The following is a 24161-nucleotide window of genomic DNA, read 5'->3' as shown; positions in this document are numbered from 1 at the left end:
CGGTACCACCTTAGATGTTGATGCATACACATCACTTAGATTGCTTATCGCGCTACCACGCACTGCCTTATACAACAGTGTCCTCCAAGGTGTCACAAATTACGTCATCGTTTTGCTTGCATCACCCGCAAAATTTCTGATAGTCCAGACCATAATTTTTCCAATTCATCGGCTTTAATATATGCCTTAATGATATAGTTATCTCACCTCAAAGTCAAGCCAATTACAAGACATAATTACTTATCAAAACGATATACTTTTGCTTCATAAGGACGAAGTGTTGTCAAAGCGTCATCTTCATAATTACTAATGAGGACTGACGCGTTATCTGGCACATGATAATCGCGCGTCAATGTTTCGCTGGTAAAGTTATTGATTACCAATAATGACTCATTTTGACCGACACGACGATAAGCGTAAACTTGTTCATCTTCAGGATCCAACAATTCGTATGTGCCTGTCGTTATAATTGGTAATTCATGACGTAAGCGGATGAGCTTTTGGTAATAATAAAATGTTGAGTTTAGGTCTGCTAACGCAGCTTTGGCATTAATGGTGTCATAATTATCATTCATCTTTAACCATGGTGTGCCGGTTGTGAAGCCCGCATTTCTGCTATCGTCCCACTGCATTGGTGTTCGAGCGTTATCACGACCCTTGGCATGCACATACTTCAGCATGGTTGCCTCATCAGTTAAGTGATCTTTATCAATCAAGTATTTGAAAGCATTTTTAATTTCAACATCATCAAAATCATCACGTTGCAAATTGTAGGCATTGGTCATGCCAATTTCTTCACCTTGGTAAATATAGGGCGTTCCTTGCATGAAATGAAGCAAAGTGGCTACCATTTTAGCAGATACAACGCGATATTCAGGACGGTCATCCCCATAACGACTCACAGCACGTGGTTGATCATGATTATCCCAATAAAGTGAATTCCATGCTTTACCAGCCAAATCATTCTGCCATTTTGAGAGATTTTCTTTCAAATCAACGAGGGAAACTTTTTTGTCATACCATTTTCCAAGTGCAGGATTAGGATTATTATCAAGTCCCATGTGCTCAAATTGGAAGACCATGTTTAGTTCTGAGTTGTCTTGATTGGCATACTTAATGGCATTTTCAATATCAACACCTGAAGCTTCACCGACTGTCATCATATCAGCTCTGTTTAAGACTTGTTGACGCATTTCTTGCAAGTATTCATGGACATGCGGACCGTTGGCAACGGCTTTATCTGAATTACCATACTCGCCCCCCTCTGGCACTTCACCATCAGGCAAGCCATCTGGCTTAGAAATGAGGGAAATAACGTCCATTCGGAAGCCATCAATGCCCTTATCCACCCAGAAATTCATCATGTCAAAGACAGATTGACGTACTTTAGGATTAACCCAATTTAAATCAGGTTGACCTTCGACAAATAAGTGTAGATAATATTGCCCTGTTGCCTCATCAAATTTCCAAGCTGGCCCAGAGAAAAATGAGCCCCAGTTATTAGGCTCGTGTCCATCCACTGGATCACGCCAAATATAAAAATCACGCTTATCATTATCTTTTGAACTCCGGCTTTCAATAAACCATTTATGCTGATCTGAGGTATGATTAACAACCAAATCCATCAAAATTTTGATGCCCTTATCATGCGCTTTTGCTAGCAAGCGATCAAAATCAGCCATTGTACCAAATTTGGCATTGATATCTTCATAATCGGAAATATCGTAACCATTATCTTTGTCTGGTGATGCATAGACAGGATTTAGCCATACAACATCGGCACCTAATTTTTTAATGTAATCAAGGCGTTGCTCGATACCCTGTAAATCACCGATACCATCTCCATTAGCGTCTTGAAAAGACCTAGGATAAACTTGATATACAACTGCTTTTTGCCACCATTTAATTGTTTCTGTCATGATAATTCTCCTTTTTTAATTACGATTTTCTTCTTTTACGGTCCAGATTAGGCAACCACCAATCATCAAGAAGACGCCGGCAATTGCTAACATGTGTGCCATTGATTTACCCACTGCTGGGAAAATTGCAAAACTAGCAACTGACGCCACAATTTGCGGAATGCAGATAAAACAATTGAACAATCCCAAATAGATGCCATCATGCTTACCATCTAAGGTATTCGTCAAGATGGTAAATGGAATAGAAATTAACGCAATCCAACCAATACCAATCAAAATGAATCCAATCAGTGATGAAAGATGTGTATGACCATAGGCAACAACAATAAAGCCAATGCCACCAACAATCAAGCTGAGAAAATAAGCACTTTTACGCGTTTTATTATTCAAACGCTGGAATAAAATTCCCACCACAATTGCCACAACTGAGTAAACAGCCTGTAAAATACCAAACCAATTACCAGCCGCTTGATAACCCGCAGATGCAGGATCTGAAACATGCCAAATGTTCTCTGACAAAGCACCAGTTGAGTATGTCCACATATATGGAATACCAAACCAAACAAAGAATTCAACCACACCTAGTGTCCAAAATACTTTAGGGGCATGTTTTAAAATCGTCATAAATGATTCATGCTTCTTAGTGTCCACATTGTAGCCATGATAATATGCCAACGTTTCTGGATCGTATTCTTTAACATTCATAATAGTAAAGACAGTTGAAATTAACAAAATAGCCGCTGCCACATAAAATGAAATTTTAACAGAATTTGGTACAACACCTCGGGCTGCCGTGTTAGCTACCCCAAATGATGTCAAAATAAACGGAAATACGAAGGCAATTACGCCACCTAAACTGCCCCAAATATTTTGCAAACTCCAAGCTTTATCGGTTTGCTTTTCATTAACCATGTCAGGAATAATCATCTTGAACGGTTGCATGGAAACATTAGAAGACAAATCCATGAACAAAACTGTCACTGCACCAAACCATAGTGCTGTCAGTGAACCGTACCCAAATCCAAATGATCCGGTATTTGGCAAAAGCAATAATACGATTACGGAAACTAAACATCCGCCAATCAAATAAGGCATTCGCCGACCCAACTTAGGTAGCCAAGTTTTATCAGAAAACAAACCAATTAACGGTTGCGTAATCATGCCTGCTAATGGTGGCAAAATGAAGAAAAACCCCAATTTTGTTGGATCTGAACCTAACGTTTGAAAGATTCGACCCATGTTACCAGTTTGTACTGAAAATGCGACTTGAACACCAGCATAACCAAAAGTCATCAAAAATAATTGCATGCTAGTCAGCATAGGAAGCTGACCCTTTTTTTGTGTCTTACTATTCAACATATTCACTCTCCTTTTAAGTGATTTTAGTTTACACACGCTATTTTAAAGTAACCGCTTACATTTTATGCCGTCATGTTCCTTCAAAATAAACTTTTGATTCATAGGGCCGTAATGTGTCGCCTTTATCATCACCGTAATTACTTAAAATCATATTCGCGCCATCATTCAATGGATAATGACGCGTCAAGGTTTGATTCGTAAAGTTACTGATGATTAATAGCTCAGAATCAACCCCACTGCGTTTGTAAGCATAGACTTCTGTGTCATCAATGTCCAAAACACTGTAATGACCATTAGTGATGATTGGCATTTGCTGTCGTAATGCAATTATCTTTTTGTAAAAATAAAAAATGGATTGTTGGTCAGCTAACGCTTGTGCCACGTTGATTGTTTCATAATTCGAATTAACTGCTAGCCAAGGTTTTCCCTTTGTAAAGCCAGCCTGATTACTATCATCCCATTGCATGAGCGTGCGTGCATTATCACGTGAGGAATGATGCACATAGGTCATCATCTGTTCTGGTGACACACGTTGCTGTTCAATCACTAAATCTTGATAGGCATTTAAGGTATCAATATCTTGGTATTGTTGAATTGATGGCCAATCAACATTTGTCATGCCGATTTCTTCACCTTGGTAAATGTAGGGTGTTCCCTGCATAAAGTGCAATGTTGTGGCTAACATTTTTGCAGAGACAACGCGATAAGCTTCAGAATCATCACCAAATCTTGAGACCACACGTGGCCGATCGTGATTGTTCCAATAAAGACTGTTCCAAGCTTTGCCATCAAGTGCTGTTTGCCATTTAGATAAGATTCGCTTCAAATCTACCAAATTGAACCGCTCGTCACTCCACTTTCCCAATCCTTCACGGCTATTATCAATTTCCGTATGCTCAAATTGGAAAATCATTTGTAATTCATGACTGTCAAACCCAGCATACTTAATCGCATCTGACGTTGTTACTCCGGGGGTTTCGCCAACGGTGATAATATCGTTGCGTGACAACACCTTAGCATTCATTTCCTGCAAATATTGGTGTACCTTTGGTCCATTGGCAACAAATGTCATTGACGATCCATGATTATCAGCGTTCACATTAGGATCATTTGGCAAACCTGTTTGTTTAGAGATGAGATTGATGACATCCATTCGGAACCCATCTATCCCTTTGTTCAGCCACCAAGACATTGTTTCATAGATTGCTTCACGTAGCGCTGGATTTTCCCAATTCAAATCAGGCTGTTTTTTTGAGAAAAGATGTAAGTAGTATTGTTTTGTTTTCTCATCAAACGCCCAAGCTGATCCACCAAAATCCGACAGCCAATTATTTGGCTCGTGTCCATCAACAGGGTCTCGCCAAATGTAATAATCACGATACGGATTATCACGTGACTGACGACTTTGCTGGAACCACTGATGTTCATCAGATGTGTGGTTGACAACCAAGTCCATCATGATTTTTAGGCCCAACTCATGGGCAATTGTAATCATTTCATCCACATCCGCCATCGTGCCAAATTCTGGTAAGATTTTGCGATAGTCACTGATATCGTATCCGTTATCATCATTTGGTGATTGGTAAATCGGACTTAGCCAGATGACTTGCACCCCTAGTTCTTTTAAATATGGGAGTCGTTGAATAATACCCGGAATGTCGCCAACACCATCACCATTACTATCCTGAAAACTGCGCGGATAAATCTGGTAGACGGTTGCTTTTTGCCACCATTTATTTTGATTCATTATCATGCCTCATGATTCCTAATTACCTTTTTAATATTTGAGTAAACGTTTACGCAATTAATATTGTAACCGCTTTCATTTCGTTTGTCAACTTATTTTGGGTTATAATATAACTTATGGCTATTACAATCAAAGATATTGCAAATAAAGCTGGTATTTCAGCCGCTTCCGTCTCACGTATTTTAACTAATCGTGGGCGTTTTAGTGAGGCAACAGCACAACGTGTTCGGCAATTAGCTCACGAAATGGGATACTATAAGAATCAATCAGCCGCCGATTTATCACAAAAAGAAAGCCGCGTCATTGGTGTATTAGTGCCAACCACGCATACTAACTTTGCTGATGAAATCATTAAAGGCATGCAAGCAAAGGCTTTCGAATTAGACTATGAACTGTTAATTGCTTTCGTTGAAACGGACAGCTAGCAGCAAATCAAAACTGTTAAATCATTGCTTTCCCGGCAACTATTGGCAGTTGTCATGTTAGCCATTGATATCGAAGATCCTGTTTTTGAGGTCTTAACAAAGGCTGACGTACGCTTGCTGAGTGTCTCTAACCAACTCAATAATGTGATTCCCTCTATTTCCTCTGATAACTACGCTATGATGCACACTATCGTGGATTATTTATACAATCAAGGACACCGCAAAATGGCCTTAATTGGCGCGTCCAATCCAGATCCTATTGTTGCAGTTTTAAGGCGAAAAGGTTTTATTGATGCACTGTTAGATCATGGTATTACCTATAATCCCGAATTCATCTGGGGCGTTGATAATGATTATCAAACTGGCTTAGACGCTATCAAAAAATTCGGTGCGCCTTTACCTTTTACTGCTGCTATTGGCTCAGCGGACATTATTAGCATTGGCTTACTCAATGGTGCAAAAGATGCTGGCATTGCTGTCCCTCAAGATCTATCAATTGTGACCATCGATGGGACAGAATTAACCCAATTAACACGTCCTATCTTAACGGCTGCGCAGCAAAACTTTGCACAAATGGGAGAATTAGCTATTATGGCTCTCGCTGATCACACCCTCTCGCCGCATACCGTCACTTTTACTGATATCACAATTAAACAAGGTGGTACAGTGGCAAACATTAATTAAAACAACAAAAGAGTGTCAGTGTATAAAAACACTGACACTCTTTTCATCATCTATTGCATTTTAGCTTCAATATTTGCCAACGTCACTTCTGAAGTTGACTCAAAATTCAAGTCCGCTCCTGACAAAACATCTGCGTTACCAATGGCTAATGATGTCTCACCTGCCCCATTGATTGACGCAATACCAGCAGTTGAATCTTCCAATCCAATGACATTTTCTGGATCTAAATGTAAGACCTCCGCAGCACGAACGAAGATTTCAGGATCAGGTTTTCCCTTTGTCAAAGTGGCGGGATCAACAATGCCAACAAAATACTCGGTCAATCCCAAATGATCTAGAATCATTGGTGCGTTTTTAGAAGCTGATGCCACCGACATTGTATAGCCAGCTGCCTTAGCTGATTGAATGAAATCTTTCATGCCAGGCAAAATATCATCTTCAGTCAATGTTGAAATGAGTTGTTGATAATTATGATTTTTCTTTTCTGCTAATGCTTCTTTATCTGCTTGAGAAAAATCATTGGCATGATCTCCAGCATCCAAAATCATTTGCAAGGAAGCCATGCGACTGATGCCCTTCAAACCTTCAGCCAATTCTGGTGTCCAAGTTGTGCCAACCTCATCAGCTGTTTGATGCCAAGCTTCACCATGAAAGCGCGCCGTGTCAGCAATAACTCCATCTAAATCAAAGGCAAAACCTTTAATATCTGAAAATTTAGCCATTTTTATTTATCCTCACTTTTTTTAATTTGGTAAGTTACAGTATATGTTTTTGTTTCATTTGCTGGCAAAACAATATCGCCAAAGCCTTCATGATTAACCGCATCAGGCAAAGTCTGCATCTCAATAGCAAGCGCTGTTTTAATGTCACTGCTATCGTCAGGATTGGCAGTGAATACAACAACACCATTGCGATCTGAATCCACTGTCAAGGTCAAACTTTCATCGGGTGAAGTTAGTCCTACACCTTCCCCTTGACGGCTTGGATCTAATACCCAAGCATCATCATAATGCTCTTGTCCCAAGGCGTGTAAATGCGCAAAATCAAATTTTGTATTTTGATTATCAATCACGTTACCGGTTGGAATCGTGTTGTTATCAACTTCAAGATGTTGACGTGACGCAATTTGTAATTTATGCTGACTAATATCTTGATCCTTGCCAACTAAATTAAAGTATACGTGCGTCATTGGGTTGAACAATGTATTCTCGGTTGAAACGCCACTAAATATAATATCTAGACGATCTTCATCGTCCAATCGATAAGTCACTTGGGCAGCTAATTGACCGGCAAATTCATCATCAAAGGTACGTGTAAAATTAATTTCCGCCGCTGTACCCAAATTTCTTGCTTCACCGTGCCAATTAACCGCGTCAAAACCATTGATGCCAGAGTGTAAAACATTGCCATGATCATTTGGCGTTAATGTAAAATGTGCCCCATTAATATCATAATCAGTTTTTGATAAACGGCCACCAACACGACCAATTGTGTTTCCAAAATGTAATGGATTATCCAAATACGCGGCTAAATCATCAAATTGTACTAACAATTCTTGTTTGACACCGTCACGTTCAACGGAAAACGATTGCCAAGTTGCCCCGTATGAAATCGCAGTAATCTGTGTGTGATTGATATTTTCTAGGGTAAACGCCGTCACGACTTTTCCGTCAGGTAATTGCCCAAAATCCTTCTCTACTACTTTCATGATATCCTTTCCTGCTATACAGCAAATGAGCGATTCCTCGCTCATCATCATGCTTATTACTTTGTCAATTCGACATCTTGCCCTGATAGGTCAATCACTAATGGTTCACCTGAAATCAAGTCAACATGTGCACCTTGACCATCGACTGACACTTCCAAAACATGACCGCGGAATACCAAACGGAAAGCATATTTTGTCCAATTCTTTGGTAAGAATGGCTTCAAGTGGAGTTTACCATCACGAACACGCATGCCGGCAAATCCTTGCACAATCGCTAACCATGAACCTGTCATAGCGGTTATATGCAAACCATCTGACGTATCATTATTATAATTATCTAAGTCCAAACGGGCCGCACGTTCGTACATTTCAACTGCTTTATCTTCCATTTGTAAGTCAGCAGCCAAAATTGAGTGAACAGAAGGCGACAATGATGACTCATGCACTGTCAATGGTTCATAGAATTCAAAGTTGTTACGCTTTTCTTCTTCTGTAAACGCGTCTGGGAAATAGAACATAGCATGTAATGTATCAGATTGCTTAATATATGGCGAGCGCAAAATGCGATCCCATGACCAGTTTTGGTTAATTGGACGAATGTCTTGTGGCATATCAGCGATTGGTGTCAAATCTTTATCCAAGAATGTATCATGTTGAACAAAGATATGCTTTTTACCTGTCTTGGTATCAACATCAGCCTCTGGCAAATACATTTTATCAACAATTTCTTGCCACTTTGCTAATTCTTCATCCGTCAAAGCCAACTTAGCTTTTTCATCAGCATTAATTTCATCGTAGTGTTCAAGTGAGTATTGCAAAACCCACTTAGCCATCCAATTTGTATAGAAATTGTTATTAACATTGTTTTCATACTCGTTGGGACCCGTAACACCATGAATCATGTACTGATCGTTTCGGGCAGAATAGTGGACACGATCTGCCCAGAAGCGTGCGATATTATACAAAACTTGTGCGCCATCACCATCAAGCCATGAGTGATCTCCTGTGATGTTTGTATAATTATAAATCGCATAAGCAATTGTCGAATTACGGTGAATTTCTTCAAAAGTAATTTCCCACTCGTTGTGTGACTCAATACCATCAAAGGTCACCATTGGGTACAAAGCACCCTTTAAGCCTTGTTCTTTGGCATTATGGAATGCACCATCCAACTGATCAAAACGATATTGTAGCAATGAACGGGTCACAGACGGATCAGCAACACCAAGGTAAACAGGAATGGCAAATGCTTCGGTGTCCCAATACGTGGCACCACCGTACTTCTCGCCAGTGAAACCTTTTGGTCCGATATTCAAGCGTGGATCATTACCATAGTAAGTTGAGAATAACTGGAATAGGTTGAAGCGAATACCTTGCTGCGCCGCATCATCTCCTTCAATTTGAACATCAGCTTTTTCCCAACGATTAGCCCATTCTTGCGCATGTGCAGTATAGATATCGTCGTATGTTTGTGTGGCAAGATCCGCAGTTAGTGTTTCACCTGCTTTAATCACTTGAGCTAGGCTATCATAATCACGCGAAGTTGTCACAATCACGCGCTTTTCAAAACTAACTGAACCTTTAGCTGGTACTTCAATGTCAAAGTTATCAGTCACTTCTTTTTCAGAACGGTTCACACCATGCTTTTCACCGCCAACAAAGCTCTGACGGGCAACAACTGTAAATTGTGGCACACCAAACGGATTTTCAATCGTTTGCGTAGCGATAAATGATGAATTAGTGTCATTCCCTGCATCCAAAACTTGCCAAAACTTTTCATCATAATTTGAATCTTCATTGACAACGTCAGCGTCGATACTAGCATCAAAACGAATTGTGTGCGTTTGACCATCAGCAGATGACAACTCATAGTGAATATCTGCCAATTCCTTCACTGCTGCTGAAACTAAGCGCGTGATTTTAAACGTTACGCCAAACACAGTAAACGTTCGATTCAAAACACCATTTTTCATATCCAATGATACTTCAAAATCAGTCACATCATTCTTAGCTAGATCAACTTGATTGCCATCAACGTAAATGTCTGCTTTGACATAGTTTAGCGCATTGATAGCTTTTCCAAAGTAAAGTGGATAACCATTTTTCCACCAACCAACACGTGTTTTATCTGGGAACCAAACACCACCAACGTAAATTCCTTGATGTGTGTCACCGGAATAGACTTCTTCGAACATGCCACGCATGCCCATGTATTCGTTGCCCAAACTCGTCATAGATTCTTGGAGACGTTTATCTTCGGGATTCAAATCATGTGATGTAACTGTCCAAGGATCAACTTCAAAAATTCGTTTCATAAGACTTTCTACCTCTTCAATTTTTCTAATGCTTAGCTTCAGCGCTAATATCTACGACGACCGATCGCACATATTAACGCCGAAGCGTTAGCCATTATTGTGCATCTACTGGATTACTGTGAATTTCATTGATAAACCCAACACTAACAGCACCAATTAACATTAAGATTCCGGATACTAAGATCATTGATGGGAAATGTGAACCAAGTGCGGGGAATAGTGCAAAACTAGCAACCGAGGCTACAATTTGTGGTAAGCAAATTGAGCCGTTAAACAGTCCTAGATAAGTCCCCATGTGATCACCAGGCAATGCGTTGGTTACCATAATGAATGGGTATGCCATCATACCTGCCCATGAAATACCGATTAAAATAAATGAGCCAATCAACAAATACTGTGAGTGAATAAAGAACACTGATGTGAAACCAATTGCCCCCAAAAATAGTGACAAAGCATAACCTGTTTTGTTTTTGTTTGCTGGAATCTTTGATAATACTAGCGACCACACGACGGCTGCAATGGCATAAACCGCTGACATGATACCAAACCAGTTTCCACCATTTTGGTAACCAGCCGTTGTTGGATCAGTTGCATGGAAAATATTGTCTGCCACAGCACCAGTACCGTATGTCCACAAATATTGGAATGCCATCCAGCAAAAGAACTGAGTCAAAGTAACCATCCAAAATGTTTTTGGCGCGCGCTTTAACAAAGTTAAGAAGCCACCTTCACCATCATTTGGTGTGTTCAAAGCATAGCCATGATATAACTCATAAGTGGCATCATCGTATTCTTTTACGTTAAAGACCGCAATCAGTGAAAAGACAACTAAGACGATTGCACCAACATAGAATGAAATAATTACAGATGCTGGCACTTGACCTTTAGGCGCTGTGTTAGCAACACCAATCGCTGTCAGCAAGAATGGGAAAATGGTTGCCAACACAGATCCTGTATTAGATAAGAAGCTTTGAATTGAGTATGCGTATGACTTTTGGTCTTCATTAACCATGTCACCAACAACCATCTTGAAGGGCTGCATCGCAACGTTAGAACTCAAATCCATGAACAAAATTGTGATAGCCCCAAACCATAACCCAGCAGTAGTTGAAAAACCAAAACTACCTGAGTTAGGCAACAAGAACATCACGATGACTGACACAAGAGCGCCAACCAATAAATAAGGCATACGACGACCAAAACGTTTTGTCCATGTGCGATCTGAGAAATAACCAACAAGTGGTTGTACGAACAATCCTGCCAACGGTGGTAGGATAAAGAAAAATCCTAACTTAGTGGGATCAGCACCCAATGTCTGAAAAATACGTCCCATTTGGGAACTCTGCAATGAGAATGCCATCTGCACGCCCAAAAATCCAAAACTCAGCATCCATATGGTTCTCAGCGGCAAGTTGGGCAGCCCCTGCCCTTTTTGCTTATCTGCCATAATTACTTCCTCCAAAAATTATTTTGAAACATAACTTGTTTGCTCTAATCATGCACCAATTCTTTGAACAATTCGCGATAAAATTGTATCTTCTTCATTAGAATTTGGACACATGTTTGAAACAACATTATATGTAACCGTTTACATTTTATAGTATAAAACATTTTAATAATTAATGGAAGCGTTTGTACAATGTTAACGGTAACATCATCACAGACTTGTTGTCTCCCGAACAACAATATCTGGCGAAACGCTGACATTGTTTGTTTCTAAGGTAGTTTCCGATTCAATCTGAGAAATGATTTGTGCGACAATTTTTTCAGCAATTAAGGCAAACGGTTGTCTCACAGTGGTTAATTGTGGCTGAGTCAGCTGATCAATGAACACACCGTCGAATCCGATTACGCCACATTCACGCGGAATATGATAAACACGCTGAACCGCACGTAACACACCAAGTGCAATCCGATCAGTCGCACAAACAATCGCAGTTGGTAATTGAAAATTGTGCATTAAGTTCGTTACTAATGTGTCCGCTAAGTGGGCATGATTTTCAGTTTGATAAACGCTAACGCGACCGCCTTTTTGTGCCATAACTGCTCGATAGCCAGCTTCACGTTGCTTAGCAAAGGGTAAATCTAACGATAAACCAATATAATAAATATCACGATATCCCTGCCGCCACATATATTTAGTTGCTTTTTCAATCCCAGCCTGATTATCCACGTCAACAGATGATAAGGGACAATTTGTTGGCGCTGCGCCATAAAGTGTGACTGGTACGTCAAGCGCTTGCAATTTCGACAAATCTTCTTGTCGCCAGCCGCTGACAATGATGCCGTCAATACTTTTCGTTTCTGCCGTAATATCTAAGCTAATTTCCAGCGTGTAGCCTTTTTGTTGTAGATTTTGAGCTAATCGAATCAATAATTTGGCATAATTCGGTTCAACTGTTGCAACATCTTCTAAAAGTAAGAAACGAATGACATAATGGCGTTGGTTGACTAATGCCCGTGCGACTTGATTTGGCACATAGCCGACTGCTTCAATTGCTTGTTGTACTAGCGTCATCACTTCAGGTGATACTTGATCTGGATGATTAATTACACGGCTAACTGTCATTTTTGAGACATGCGCCTTTCGCGCAACATCGTTTAAATTCACCATGTCTCATCACCAAATTCAGGTAAACGATAGGGCACAATCACGTTTGTTGCCTTAGTTTGCTCCAGCACAGAACGCTGATCGTTAAACAATAATCGGACCGCTTCACTGCCCAAACTACGCGGTAACACATCAACTGAATAGAAATCCTTACCACCAAGTCGTGCATATTCAGAACGATTAAAAGCAATCGTTGGCAATTTTGGATGTGTGGGCAAATGTGCTTGTGCTTGATTACGTGCCAGATAACCAATTTTGTCATCGCTAGCAATAATGCCGTCGATTTCATGATGCAATTCAAAGTAGCTCTCCAACACCTGCTTTTGAGCATGAAAATCAATTGGTAATGATAAGACTTGACCCTCTGGTTGTGCAAGATGAAACCCAATTTCACGATTTCGCTCATAACGCCAATCAGCCAACGTACGAACAAAAAGTGGTGCTTTTAGATTAAATTGATGAACTAGCTGTCTAGTTGCCTCTTCCCCAGCTCGTCGATTATCATTATCAACATATAAAACATCATTAGCTTGCTCCGGCTCACCAGTGACAACAACACGGGCGTTGTTTTCTCGTAATAATTCAGAAATCGGATCATTTTCAACAGTGTAAAGTAGTATAAACCGGCGAACTTGTCCGGCTTCCACCATCATTTTAACGGCATTATAGACTTCAGACCAATTGCTGCCCGTCGCAGTAGTCAACAAGTATTGCCGCGCAACGAGTTGAGAATTAATCCCAAATAGTAATTGCATGGCAAAATCATTTTCAGCACTATCTGCGGCCTGTGGTTGAAAAACAACACCCACCGTGTTGCTTTCACCTTGTGTTAAGTTCCTTGCAGCAAAATTTGGCGTATAGCCCATATCTTGTGCAATTTTTTTAATACGTTCCTTTGTTTTAACACTAATTTTCGGTGAATCAGCCAACGCGCGCGAAACCGTTGAAATAGCAACTCCAGATTTATTTGCAATATCTTGTATTGTTACCATAGCGACCTCCTGTACACGTTATTTTAACATGAAAAAGATTGGGACTGACGCCCCAATCTTTTTTAACCTTTGACCGAGCCACTCGTCACACCAGAAACGTAGAATCGTTGCAACACAATAAACAAAATCGTAATTGGGATCGCAATAATCACTGCCCCCGCAGCGAAACTCATGAACAATGAATTAGCCGTTTCTTTAGTCATCATCGAATATAATCCGATTGCAACTGTATAATTTTTAACATTGTCACCCATAATAACCTGAGCAAAAATGAAATCCATCCAAGGACCAGTAAAAGCTGTCAATGCCGTAAAGACAATGATTGGTTTAGATAATGGCAAGGTAATTTTGGTGAAAATTTGCCATTTAGTTGCCCCATCTAACATGGCACTTTCATCCAATGAATACGGAATCGTATCAAAAAATCCTTTTTGGATGTAAAATCCCAAACCAGCGCCAGATACATAAACTAATATTAAGGTAAATAAACTTTGCGTCAAACCAGCTGCTTTCAAAATATAATAGATAGCAAACATTGCCATAAAGCCCGGAAACATGTTCAAAACTAAGGCAACCTTCAAAAAAGGACCCTTTAACTTAAATCGTAAGCGACTCAATGAGTATGCCATTGCTAACACTAAAGCTGTGGAAATAAAGCCGCTCACAATCGACACAAATAACGTATTCAAGAACCAGCGACCAAAAGGGTATTGTGAGTTGGTAAAAAGTTGTACGTAGTTATGAAAGGTGTAGGTTTTTGGCCAAAAATAGTTTACAAACGCGCCACCTTCGCCACGGAAACTAGTCAGTATAATCCAGAGAATGGGCACGACCCAAACAATCGCCATGACAGTCAATAATAGATACAAAATCATTGTATTACGGCGTTTTACGCCTTTTAAGCTATGCATTGTTATGCCTCCATTCCAGAATTTGATATTTTCTTATAAGCAATCAATGAGAATGTTGCGGACAAAATGAAGATTAAGATACCAATTACCGAAGCTAAGTTATAATCAGCAGTATTCAAAGTTAAATTGTATAACCAAGTAATCAGCAAATCTGTTGATCCAGCGCCGTAATAATTAGAATTAGCTGGTCCACCACCTGTTAACAAGTAAATCACGTTAAAATTGTTCACATTACCAATGAACTGTTGAATCAAACTCGGTGCCATCACAAACACAATTTTCGGAAATGTGATTGACTTGAAAATTTGAAATTTATTAGCGCCATCAATTTCTGCTGCTTCAATTTGTTCTTCGGATTGATTTTGTAAGATCCCCGTTGTCACCAACATTGTAGCTGGAATACCAATCCATAAGTTGACAACAATAATTGTAAACTTGGCAAACAATGGATTTGTGAAAAATGGTAACGATGTTTTAATCAGACCAGAGTTGATCAATAATGTGTTAACTAGTCCGCCGTCAGCAAACATATTGTTCATAATCAGTAAACTAATGAAGGCTGGAATTGCCATTGTTAAAATGAAGATAGTTCGAAAAACTTTTTTACCTTTGATGCCCTTAGCATTGATCATCATCGCCAAGATAACGCCAAAGAAAAATGAGGTTACTGTTGCTGCAACAGCCCAAATTAACGTCCAAGCCAATACTGGGAAAAAGGTATTGGCCATTTGCCCTGAAATAACATTACCAAAATTCGCAAATCCGACCCAACTAAATAAATTTTTGGGTGGCAAGTGGTTGTGATCGTATGATGTAAAAGCAATCGCAATCATATAAATCAATGGCAAAATGGTAAAGAACAAAACACCTGTCATCGGAATTGCCATCAAAGTCACATGCATTTTTTCGTCAAGCAAGGACGCTAAGTCTTGCTTCAACGTTGGCAGTGTCTCACCGGCTTGTTTCAATTCCCATATTTTACGCGCCGATCCCAAATTAGCACGATATAAGAGAATAAACAGTACCGTAATGATAACCGCTAACATGCCCCACAGTAGCAAAAGCATCGAATTATCACCCGCTTTTAATACAGAAATCCCTAACTTTTTGTCATAAACCAAACCCTGTGCATGTGTTCCCAGCGTTATCATGTTGTGATAAGCTTTTAATCCTGTCGTGAATAACCACGCCACCCAAGATATTTCTAGTAATAAAAAGATGAATCCTTTGAGATATTGCTTATTGGCAATGTTGGCAGCTCCCATAATTATATAAGAAGCCTTAGTTGCACCATCTGCTTTTTTAAATAACTTTGTTAGTGGTATATGCTCTTCAAAAGTCGAATGCTTTTTTCTTTTAAACATCTTTCTTTCCATCCTTCATAAGTATGTACACAGTGAGTGATAGCCACTCACTGCTTTACTTTTATTTAACTGATTTTGAGGCATTTTTAACCAGAGTGGTTAGCTTTGGCAACATTTGACTGTCTGAAATCTTGCCCTTGTATGTGTCGTTAAACAAGGCATCAGCTGATGTCCAGAAATTAGCCATGGCCGGTGAATTAGGCATTGGTGTTGAATAACCTTTCTTCGACATGTCAACAACCGCCTTTGCAAGCGCATCATTTTGAATATTTTGAGAGGCCTGAACTTTTTTAGATGATGGAATGTAGTGCGAATTTTTGAAACCAAGCTTTTGTACCTTGTCACTTGACAAGTACTTGGCTAACTTCATCGCTGCCAACGGTTGCTTAGTATCTTGTTTAACACCAAACAGCTTCACACCCAAGAACGCTTGCATCTGTTTTTCACCAGAACCCAAGTCAACTGTTGGATATGGTGCAATTCCTAAGTTGTCACCGAGTGCTTTTTTATAGTCATTGTATGACCATGGGCCAGACAAAGTTGCCGAAATTTTACCTGATTGTAGCAAACTTAATGTGTTCGTGCTGGATTGAACAACACCCGGATTGTCTTTTTGAGCTTTCATCCACTTCAATACGGATACACCTTTTTTATTGTCAATATTTGTACCCTTTGCTTTTTCACCATTAGCGCCATACAAGGTGTCTCCGGCAGTGTAAAACAGTGGTGAGAAAATGTAGTTAGCACCGGCTGAGGCTAAATTGGTACCCATCTTACCCTTGGATGTCAAACTAGTCCAAGATTTAATATCATCATTACCGAGTTGCGTTTTGTTATAATACAAGACTTGTGACTCAATACCGTAAGGATAGCCGTACACCTTGCCCTTATAGGTTGCAGCTTTCATCGCATTAGAAATTTGTGTTGATTTAAGGCTTTTAGCATATTTGGTGTTTTGATAAATTAATCCCTGAGAAGCTAGCGATCCAATTTGATCATGTGGAAACATGAATACATCTGCAGCAGCCGATGGGTCTTTTTGCAAATTCTTCAATGCATCTGTTGAGCTCGTGTACTTAATAGTGACCTTGACACTAGGGTTCGCTTTTTCAAAATCCTTGACAGCCTGAACGTAGGTTGGTTTTGTATCCGTGTCCACCCACAACTTTAACTTTTTCGTCTTGGCAGCACTTACTGTCGGTGTGTCAATTGAAACACTTAATAATCCAACGGCAGTTGAAGCCGTCAGCAATGTTACCATTGCGCCAGTCGTCACGCTCATCATTTTTCTCATGATGTTTTTCCTCCAGAAAAATTCTCTTTGTATTTTTGATTACGCAATCATCATAAAACATTTACCCGATTAATGCAAGCGCTTACATTTTTATTTTTTAAGAATTGGTCTAGACAAGCTATGATATTTTTATTGATAATAATTGAGCATATTAAAGAAGTATTTTTTTATTAAGTATGAATTATCTGTGATTTTATTACTAACTTAATCATATTTTTCACAAGCATATAAATTTTGGTATGACACTTTTGTGGAAACGCTTGCATTTATTTTTAAATATGCTAATCTAATTTATGTAAGCGCTATCATTTTTTATAGTTGCGATACCCGATATTAAAAAACGAGGAAGAAAAAATGGCTGAAATTCGTTTGGAACACATCAATAAAACATATCCACACATGACAACGCCATCCGTGGCAGATTATAATCTTCAAATTCACGATAAAGAATTTATTGTGTTTGTCGGTCCGTCTGGTTCCGGTAAATCAACTGTTTTACGCATGATCGCCGGCTTGGAAGAAATATCTGGTGGTGAATTTTTCATTGACAATAAATTAATGAATGATGTTCCACCTAAAGACCGAGATATTGCGATGGTTTTTCAAAATTATGCCCTCTACCCACATATGAGCGTGTTTGATAATATTGCTTTCGGCCTCAAATTGAGAAAAGTACCCAAAGCTGAAATCACACAGCGTGTTCAAGACGCAGCGAAAATTCTTGGCATTGAAGACTACCTTGATCGCAAACCCGCTGATTTATCTGGTGGTCAAAGGCAACGTGTGGCGATGGGTCGCGCAATCGTTCGCGATGCGAAAATTTTGTTAATGGATGAACCGCTATCTAACCTCGATGCAAAATTACGTGTTGAAATTAGAGCAGAAATTACCAAAATTCACAAGCGGATTGGTGCCACTACTATTTATGTGACGCATGACCAGACAGAAGCTATGACACTGGCTGATCGCATTGTTATTATCGACCACGGTGATATTCAGCAAGTCGGTACACCACAAGAACTCTACAATGAACCTGCTAACATTTTTGTTGCCACATTCATTGGTATGCCATCAATGAATATGATTTCTGGTCAGTTCAGTCATGATATATTGACCACAAAAGATGGCTTTAGTCTGAAAATTCCGCTTGGTATGGCTAAACAACTCACTGCCCGTGGCTACGAAGGCAAACAAGTTGTCTTTGGTGTCCGACCGGAAGATATTCACTCCGAGCAAGTATCACTCGACACCTATCCCGAAAGTAAAGTTACAGCAACTGTTACCATTGCAGAACTAATGGGCGCCGACTCAATGTTGTATACGCAAGTTGGTTCACAACAACTGATCGCTCGTGTCAATGCTCGCGATTACAATCAACCCGGTGCCTCAGTTGAACTCGCTATCAACACCAATAAAGGACACTTTTTTGATGCCGATACGACACAGCGTATTGTCTAAGACTGTCGCAAATCCCCTGACATTTTAATCCATTAACGAGGCAATTATTTATGAATGAAGCAGCAATTTATCACCGCCCTGAATCTGAATACGCTTATTTATATAAAGCAGATGAACTAAGATTACGCATCCGAACAGCAAAAAATGATATTCAATCAATTAGCGTCGTTGCTGGAGATCCTTATAATTGGCAGAACGGTACTTGGCAAAAATCGGCCAATGTTGTCATGAAAAAAACACTTGTCACTGAAACACATCAATATTGGCAAGCATCATTAACAGCGCCTTTCAATCGCTTAAACTATGGCTTTATTTTAACTGACAATCTCGGCGATTCCATTTTTTATGGTGATCAAGGATTTGAAACACTCACATCCTCTTCAAATGATGACAACAGTTTGATGGGTGCTAATAATTATTTCAAAATGCCCTATTTTCAAGAAATTGATCGTTTTAAAGCACCAGAATGGGTCAAAAAAACTGTATGGTACCAAATTTTTCCTGAACGGTTTGCCAATGGTGACACATCAAATGATCCATCTGGAACATTACCTTGGCGGTCAGGTGATCATCCCACCGCTGAAAGCTTTTATGGCGGGGACTTGCAGGGTATCATAAAGCATTTAGATCACTTCAGTCAACTTGGTATTAACGGCTTGTATCTCACACCTATTTTTAAAGCACCTACTAATCATAAATATGATACGCAAGATTATTTTGAAATCGATCCACATTTTGGTACAAAAGAAGATTTTAAATTATTGGTTGAAAGAGCACATGCGGCCGGAATTCGAGTGATGCTTGATGCCGTGTTCAATCATATCGGTGATCAAAGTCCTCAATGGCAAGATGTTATTGCTAATGGTCGTCAATCAAAATACGCTGATTGGTTTCATATTCATGACTTCCCTGTGCGTTATACGCCGACTGATAATTTTGAATATACTGCAGACGCAAATTATGATACATTTGCATTTACGCCGCACATGCCAAAACTTAATACCGCTAATCCAGAAGTACAAGATTATCTGATTGACATCGCGACCTACTGGATAAAAGAATTTGATATTGATGGCTGGCGTTTGGACGTGGCAAATGAAGTTGACCATCATTTCTGGAAAAAATTCCGCGCAGCAACTACGGCCATCAAGCCTGATATTTATATACTTGGTGAAATTTGGACAAGTGCACAATCATGGCTGCAGGGCGATGAATTTTCGGCCGTCATGAATTATGCTTTCACAGGATCAATTGTTGACTTTTTTGCCAAACAACAAATTTCGCCCTCCCAGATGGTCCATAAACTCAATGCACAACTTATGCTAAATCGTGATCAAACCAATCAGGTGATGTTTAATCTACTTGACTCACATGATGCGCCACGCATTCTAACCGTAGCACACAATAATAAGGCAATTGTGAAACAAATGTATACTTTTACATTTTTACAGCAAGGTACGCCTGATATCTATTACGGTAGCGAATATGCAATGAGTGGTCAACAAGATCCAGATAACCGCCGGCCTATGGTTTGGCAAAGTGATCAACAAGATGCAACGATGTATGACTTTTTGAAGCAACTGATTCGGCTACGTCATGATTATCAAACTGTCTTGTCTGAGGGAACACTGTCCTGGGAGACGGATGATAACAAAAACATCGTTGGTTTCACACGTCAGCTAGGTCAAACAAAGATATTCGCAATATTCAATGCTGGGAATACAAATTACGAAATACCAACATCAATTGATATATCTCACATCATTTCAGAGCAGTTGTACAACAGTCACATCATTCAGCCTAATGGCTTTCTTGTGACGATTTCTAATCAGTAAGGAGTTTTTTATGACAGCACCTTGGTGGCAATCAGCCGTTGTTTATCAAGTCTATCCCCGTTCATTTCAGGACACTAATCATGACGGCATCGGTGATCTTAGAGGGATTATTTCACATCTTGACTACTTGCAAAAACTAGGCGTTGATGCAATATGGTTGTCACCAGTCTATGCTTCTCCAAACGATGATAACGGCTATGATATCAGTGATTATGAAAATATCATGGCTGAATTTGGTACCATGACCGACATGGAAGCTTTAATTCATGATGCTCGTGAAAGAAATATCAAAATCGTGATGGATCTGGTATTAAATCATACTTCTGATGAGCATGTTTGGTTTATTGAATCAAAGCGAAGTCGTGATAACGATTATCGTGATTTTTATGTCTGGCGAGATGGTACTCATAATGCTGAACCAAATGACCTACATTCTGCATTTGGTGGTAGTGCCTGGACATTAGATCCACTCACGAATCAATATTATTTACATCTATTTAGTCCAAAACAACCAGACTTAAATTGGACCAATCCTGACGTCAGACAAGCAATCTATGACATGATTAATTTCTGGATTGACAAAGGCGTTGGTGGTTTTCGTTTAGACGTCATTGATTTGATTGGTAAAATACCAGATGACAAAATAACCGCTAATGGGCCTAAGCTCCATGACTACTTAAAAGAAATGAACCAAGCAACGTTTGCTAATCATGATTTGATGACAGTTGGCGACACTTGGGGTGCGACACCTGACATCGCCAAATTATATACGCGTCCTGACCGAAAAGAACTATCAATGGTTTTTCAATTTGAACACATAACTCTCGATCAAGAATCTGGTCAAGACAAATGGTTTTATATCCCATTAGATGTTAGCAAACTCAAGGTTGTCATGACCAAATGGCAAACACAGCTCAACAGTGATGATGGTTGGAATTCACTTTTTTGGAACAATCATGATTTACCTCGGATTGTATCGCGATGGGGTAATGATACAACTTACCGCGTGGTGTCCGCAAAAATGTTGGCAATTCTACTGCACATGATGAAAGGCACACCCTACATTTATCAAGGTGAAGAAATTGGGTTAACCAATACACCTGTCAAAGATATTTCTGCCTTACGAGATATTGAATCATTAAACTATTACCATGATTCACTTAAGGATGGCTATTTATCAGCTGATGTGATACTTGATCAAATTAATCATAAAGGTCGTGATAATGCAAGACGACCTATGCCTTGGCGCAACAGCCTAAACGGTGGTTTCTCTGATGTTGACCCCTGGATTGATGTCAATAGCAATTACCCTGATATTAATGTTGAAGCTGCTTTGAATGATTCCAACAGTATTTTCTACACTTATCAAAAATTAATTACGCTTAGACATCAAAACCCAATTGTTGTCTATGGTGATTTTGAGCTCATTGATACAGTTGATCAAGTTTTTGCCTATTACCGACACTATCATGATCTAACTTGGCTAGTTGTGACTAATTTCAGTAATCAGACCAATACGTTTACAAGTGAAGATCACATAGAAGCTACCATAATTGCAAATTATGACGCACCCAAAAATTTGCATAATAAAACACTTCAACCTTACGAAGCATTTGTGGTTCAAGTCACGACAAAATTGTAATTTTGGAGGTATTTATTGATGACAAAAAATAATCCACTGTGGTGGCAATCAGCGATTGGCTATCAAATTTATCCACGCTCCTTTCAGGATACAAATCATGATGGTATCGGCGATTTGCAGGGTATTATTAAGCGCCTACCCTATCTTAAATGGCTTGGTATTGATTTTATTTGGCTAAATCCAATTTATACCTCACCAAATGTCGACAACGGTTATGACATTGCTGATTTTCAAAACATCGCTTCAGAGTATGGTACGTTATCTGATTTCAAAACGCTTATTGCAGCTGCTCACAAACAAGATATCCGCGTCATTATGGATTTAGTTGTCAACCATACATCAAACCAGCATGCTTGGTTCAAAGCAGCCAAAACCAGTCGTACTAACCCTTACCACGATTTTTATATTTGGCAACCAAATTATAATCACCAGCCACCAAACAATTGGACTAATTTTACTGGAGATAGTGTTTGGACCTATAATCAAGCAACTGATGAATGGTATTTCCACTTGTTTGCGCCAGAACAGCCTGATTTAAATTGGGAAAATCCATCTGTACAAACCGAAATTATCAATATGATTACTTGGTGGTCTGAACAAAATATTGATGGTTTTCGTCTGGATGCGCTCAGTCATCTTAAAAAGGTTTCATTTGAGATACCACAACCCACTGGTGAACATCAATTTGATATTTTTGCTAATAATCCAGGCATCGAAAAATTTTTAAAACGTTTGCATGATACTTTTAAATCACTTCATTTGATGACTGTTGGTGAAGCTGGTGGTGTTCATGCTGACACTGCTAGAAATTGGACGGGGCCACAGGGTTTCATTGACATGATTTTTGAATTAGAACATCAATCTCGTCAATCAGATGTACCGCCGCGCGCCGACATCAATCATTTACTTGCTAGTTTGATAACGTGGGAGGAACAACTAAATTCACAGGGCTGGCTAGGCATCTATTTAGAAAATCATGATCAGCCTAGATCATTGACTGTTTATGGTGACAACAATCCTTTAGCAGCAAAAAGCTTGGCAACTTTGTTGCTCACATTGCGAGGCACACCTTTTATTTATCAAGGCGAGGAATTAGGCATGATCAATATCCCCTTTACCTCGCCAGACCAAATTGATGATCCACCAACTTATCATGATTTTCAACGCTTCAAGTCGGCTGGTATTGCAACAGATTTAGCTTTAAAAAAAGCAACAAGTTGGTCGCGTGACAACGCTCGAACCCCCATGCAATGGACGAAATTCGGCTTTTCCGACAATGCAGCAGATTCTAAAAAGACATGGCTAGTGACTAATCCTAACACGACAACGCGTAATTACCAAGAAGACAAAGAAAATCCTGACTCAATACTGAATTACTATCGTCGTTTAATCGATCTCCGTCGACATGATGACACATTAAAATCAGGTGATTTTAAGTTAATCACTATGGAAAAAACTAACATTTTAGTATTTACACGAAATTCAACAGATAGCCAACGATTAATTGTCATCAACTTGTCAGATACCCCTCAAACAATTTCCCTACCCGAACAACTACTCAATAAAGGCTGGCAGCCATTGATAGCGACTATTAATCCTATTCCAGAAATATCACAATCTATCCACTTGCAACCTTTTCAATCTATTATCTGGTATAATTAACGTTTTAAAGGAGCAGATCATGGGTAGATATCAAATTGATTTTAAACAAAAACAAGCCGATGCTAAATACAAATCGGGCCAACAAACACAAACAACGAAAGCTGACAAAATTGCCGAAATTAGAGCAAAAATGGTCGCTAACAAAAAGCAATCCAAACTGAAGTGAACCCCAATAGTTGGACAAAATAAAATTAATTAACTAACAGACTCAGTGGTGAGTTGTCGATATTGAACC

At 39.4% G+C, this 24161-nt stretch carries 17 protein-coding genes and 1 pseudogene; 6 read left to right on the top strand and 12 right to left on the bottom strand.

Annotated features, from left to right (window positions below; genetic code table 11):
• Positions 1 to 236 precede the first annotated feature (236 nt).
• The 3 genes from IEU71_RS04230 to IEU71_RS04220 all read right to left on the bottom strand — a co-directional run bounded on the left by IEU71_RS04230 (position 237) and on the right by IEU71_RS04220 (position 5025).
• Positions 237 to 1919 (bottom strand): glycoside hydrolase family 13 protein, encoded by a 1683-nt coding sequence (locus tag IEU71_RS04230; protein ID WP_004910022.1) that lies wholly within the window; start codon positions 1917 to 1919, stop codon positions 237 to 239.
• Between the two features lie 15 nt (positions 1920 to 1934).
• A complete protein-coding gene (locus tag IEU71_RS04225) occupies positions 1935 to 3278 on the bottom strand; it encodes an SLC45 family MFS transporter (protein WP_004910019.1) in 1344 nt (447 codons plus the stop codon).
• Between the two features lie 70 nt (positions 3279 to 3348).
• Positions 3349 to 5025 (bottom strand): alpha-glucosidase, encoded by a 1677-nt coding sequence (locus tag IEU71_RS04220; protein WP_004910013.1) that lies wholly within the window; start codon positions 5023 to 5025, stop codon positions 3349 to 3351.
• 116 nt (positions 5026 to 5141) lie between these two features.
• Between IEU71_RS04220 and IEU71_RS04215 the strand changes: the two are divergent.
• Positions 5142 to 6134 (top strand): annotated as a pseudogene (locus IEU71_RS04215) (LacI family DNA-binding transcriptional regulator).
• A gap of 50 nt (positions 6135 to 6184) precedes the next feature.
• Here IEU71_RS04215 and pgmB read toward each other — a convergent pair.
• The 9 genes from pgmB to IEU71_RS04170 all read right to left on the bottom strand — a co-directional run bounded on the left by pgmB (position 6185) and on the right by IEU71_RS04170 (position 17329).
• A complete protein-coding gene (gene pgmB, locus IEU71_RS04210) occupies positions 6185 to 6856 on the bottom strand; it encodes a beta-phosphoglucomutase (protein WP_036067555.1) in 672 nt (223 codons plus the stop codon).
• Positions 6857 to 6858: 2 nt separating this feature from the next.
• Positions 6859 to 7842, bottom strand: a complete 984-nt coding sequence (locus tag IEU71_RS04205) for an aldose epimerase family protein (protein ID WP_004910005.1) — start codon at positions 7840 to 7842, stop codon at positions 6859 to 6861.
• 56 nt (positions 7843 to 7898) lie between these two features.
• A complete protein-coding gene (locus tag IEU71_RS04200) occupies positions 7899 to 10157 on the bottom strand; it encodes a glycoside hydrolase family 65 protein (protein ID WP_004910000.1) in 2259 nt (752 codons plus the stop codon).
• A 94-nt stretch (positions 10158 to 10251) separates the two neighbouring features.
• Positions 10252 to 11604, bottom strand: a complete 1353-nt coding sequence (locus IEU71_RS04195) for an SLC45 family MFS transporter (protein WP_004909998.1) — start codon at positions 11602 to 11604, stop codon at positions 10252 to 10254.
• Between the two features lie 210 nt (positions 11605 to 11814).
• Complete coding sequence (locus IEU71_RS04190; protein ID WP_036066178.1) at positions 11815 to 12771, bottom strand: LacI family DNA-binding transcriptional regulator; 957 nt, start codon at positions 12769 to 12771, stop codon at positions 11815 to 11817.
• Complete coding sequence (locus tag IEU71_RS04185; RefSeq protein ID WP_004909993.1) at positions 12765 to 13760, bottom strand: LacI family DNA-binding transcriptional regulator; 996 nt, start codon at positions 13758 to 13760, stop codon at positions 12765 to 12767. Before IEU71_RS04185 ends, IEU71_RS04190 begins: the two co-directional genes overlap by 7 nt.
• Before the next feature lie 62 nt (positions 13761 to 13822).
• Positions 13823 to 14671, bottom strand: a complete 849-nt coding sequence (locus IEU71_RS04180; protein ID WP_004909991.1) for a sugar ABC transporter permease — start codon at positions 14669 to 14671, stop codon at positions 13823 to 13825.
• Between the two features lie 2 nt (positions 14672 to 14673).
• A complete protein-coding gene (locus IEU71_RS04175; protein ID WP_004909989.1) occupies positions 14674 to 16035 on the bottom strand; it encodes a carbohydrate ABC transporter permease in 1362 nt (453 codons plus the stop codon).
• A gap of 61 nt (positions 16036 to 16096) precedes the next feature.
• Positions 16097 to 17329, bottom strand: a complete 1233-nt coding sequence (locus IEU71_RS04170) for an extracellular solute-binding protein (RefSeq protein ID WP_004909987.1) — start codon at positions 17327 to 17329, stop codon at positions 16097 to 16099.
• A 354-nt stretch (positions 17330 to 17683) separates the two neighbouring features.
• Here IEU71_RS04170 and IEU71_RS04165 point away from each other — a divergent pair, with 354 nt between their 5' ends.
• From IEU71_RS04165 to IEU71_RS04145, 5 genes are read left to right on the top strand one after another with little or no spacing between them, the layout of a single operon-like run.
• A complete protein-coding gene (locus IEU71_RS04165) occupies positions 17684 to 18787 on the top strand; it encodes an ABC transporter ATP-binding protein (protein ID WP_004910350.1) in 1104 nt (367 codons plus the stop codon).
• A gap of 50 nt (positions 18788 to 18837) precedes the next feature.
• Positions 18838 to 20622, top strand: a complete 1785-nt coding sequence (locus IEU71_RS04160; RefSeq protein WP_004910347.1) for a glycoside hydrolase family 13 protein — start codon at positions 18838 to 18840, stop codon at positions 20620 to 20622.
• Between the two features lie 10 nt (positions 20623 to 20632).
• Positions 20633 to 22264 carry a glycoside hydrolase family 13 protein gene (locus IEU71_RS04155; RefSeq protein WP_004910344.1) on the top strand — a complete coding sequence of 544 codons (1632 nt, stop codon included), beginning with the start codon at positions 20633 to 20635 and terminating at the stop codon, positions 22262 to 22264.
• 18 nt (positions 22265 to 22282) lie between these two features.
• Complete coding sequence (locus tag IEU71_RS04150; RefSeq protein WP_004910341.1) at positions 22283 to 23926, top strand: glycoside hydrolase family 13 protein; 1644 nt, start codon at positions 22283 to 22285, stop codon at positions 23924 to 23926.
• Positions 23927 to 23945: 19 nt separating this feature from the next.
• On the top strand, positions 23946 to 24092 hold the full coding sequence (locus tag IEU71_RS04145) for a hypothetical protein (RefSeq protein ID WP_004910338.1): 147 nt from the start codon (positions 23946 to 23948) through the stop codon (positions 24090 to 24092).
• Positions 24093 to 24161 lie beyond the last annotated feature (69 nt).

The sequence above is a fragment of the Leuconostoc falkenbergense genome, from assembly GCF_014634805.1.
GTDB classification, from domain to species: Bacteria; Bacillota; Bacilli; order Lactobacillales; family Lactobacillaceae; genus Leuconostoc; species Leuconostoc falkenbergense.
The sequence above is the reverse complement of the archived record's forward strand: the minus strand, read 5'-3'. Positions and strand labels throughout refer to the sequence as shown.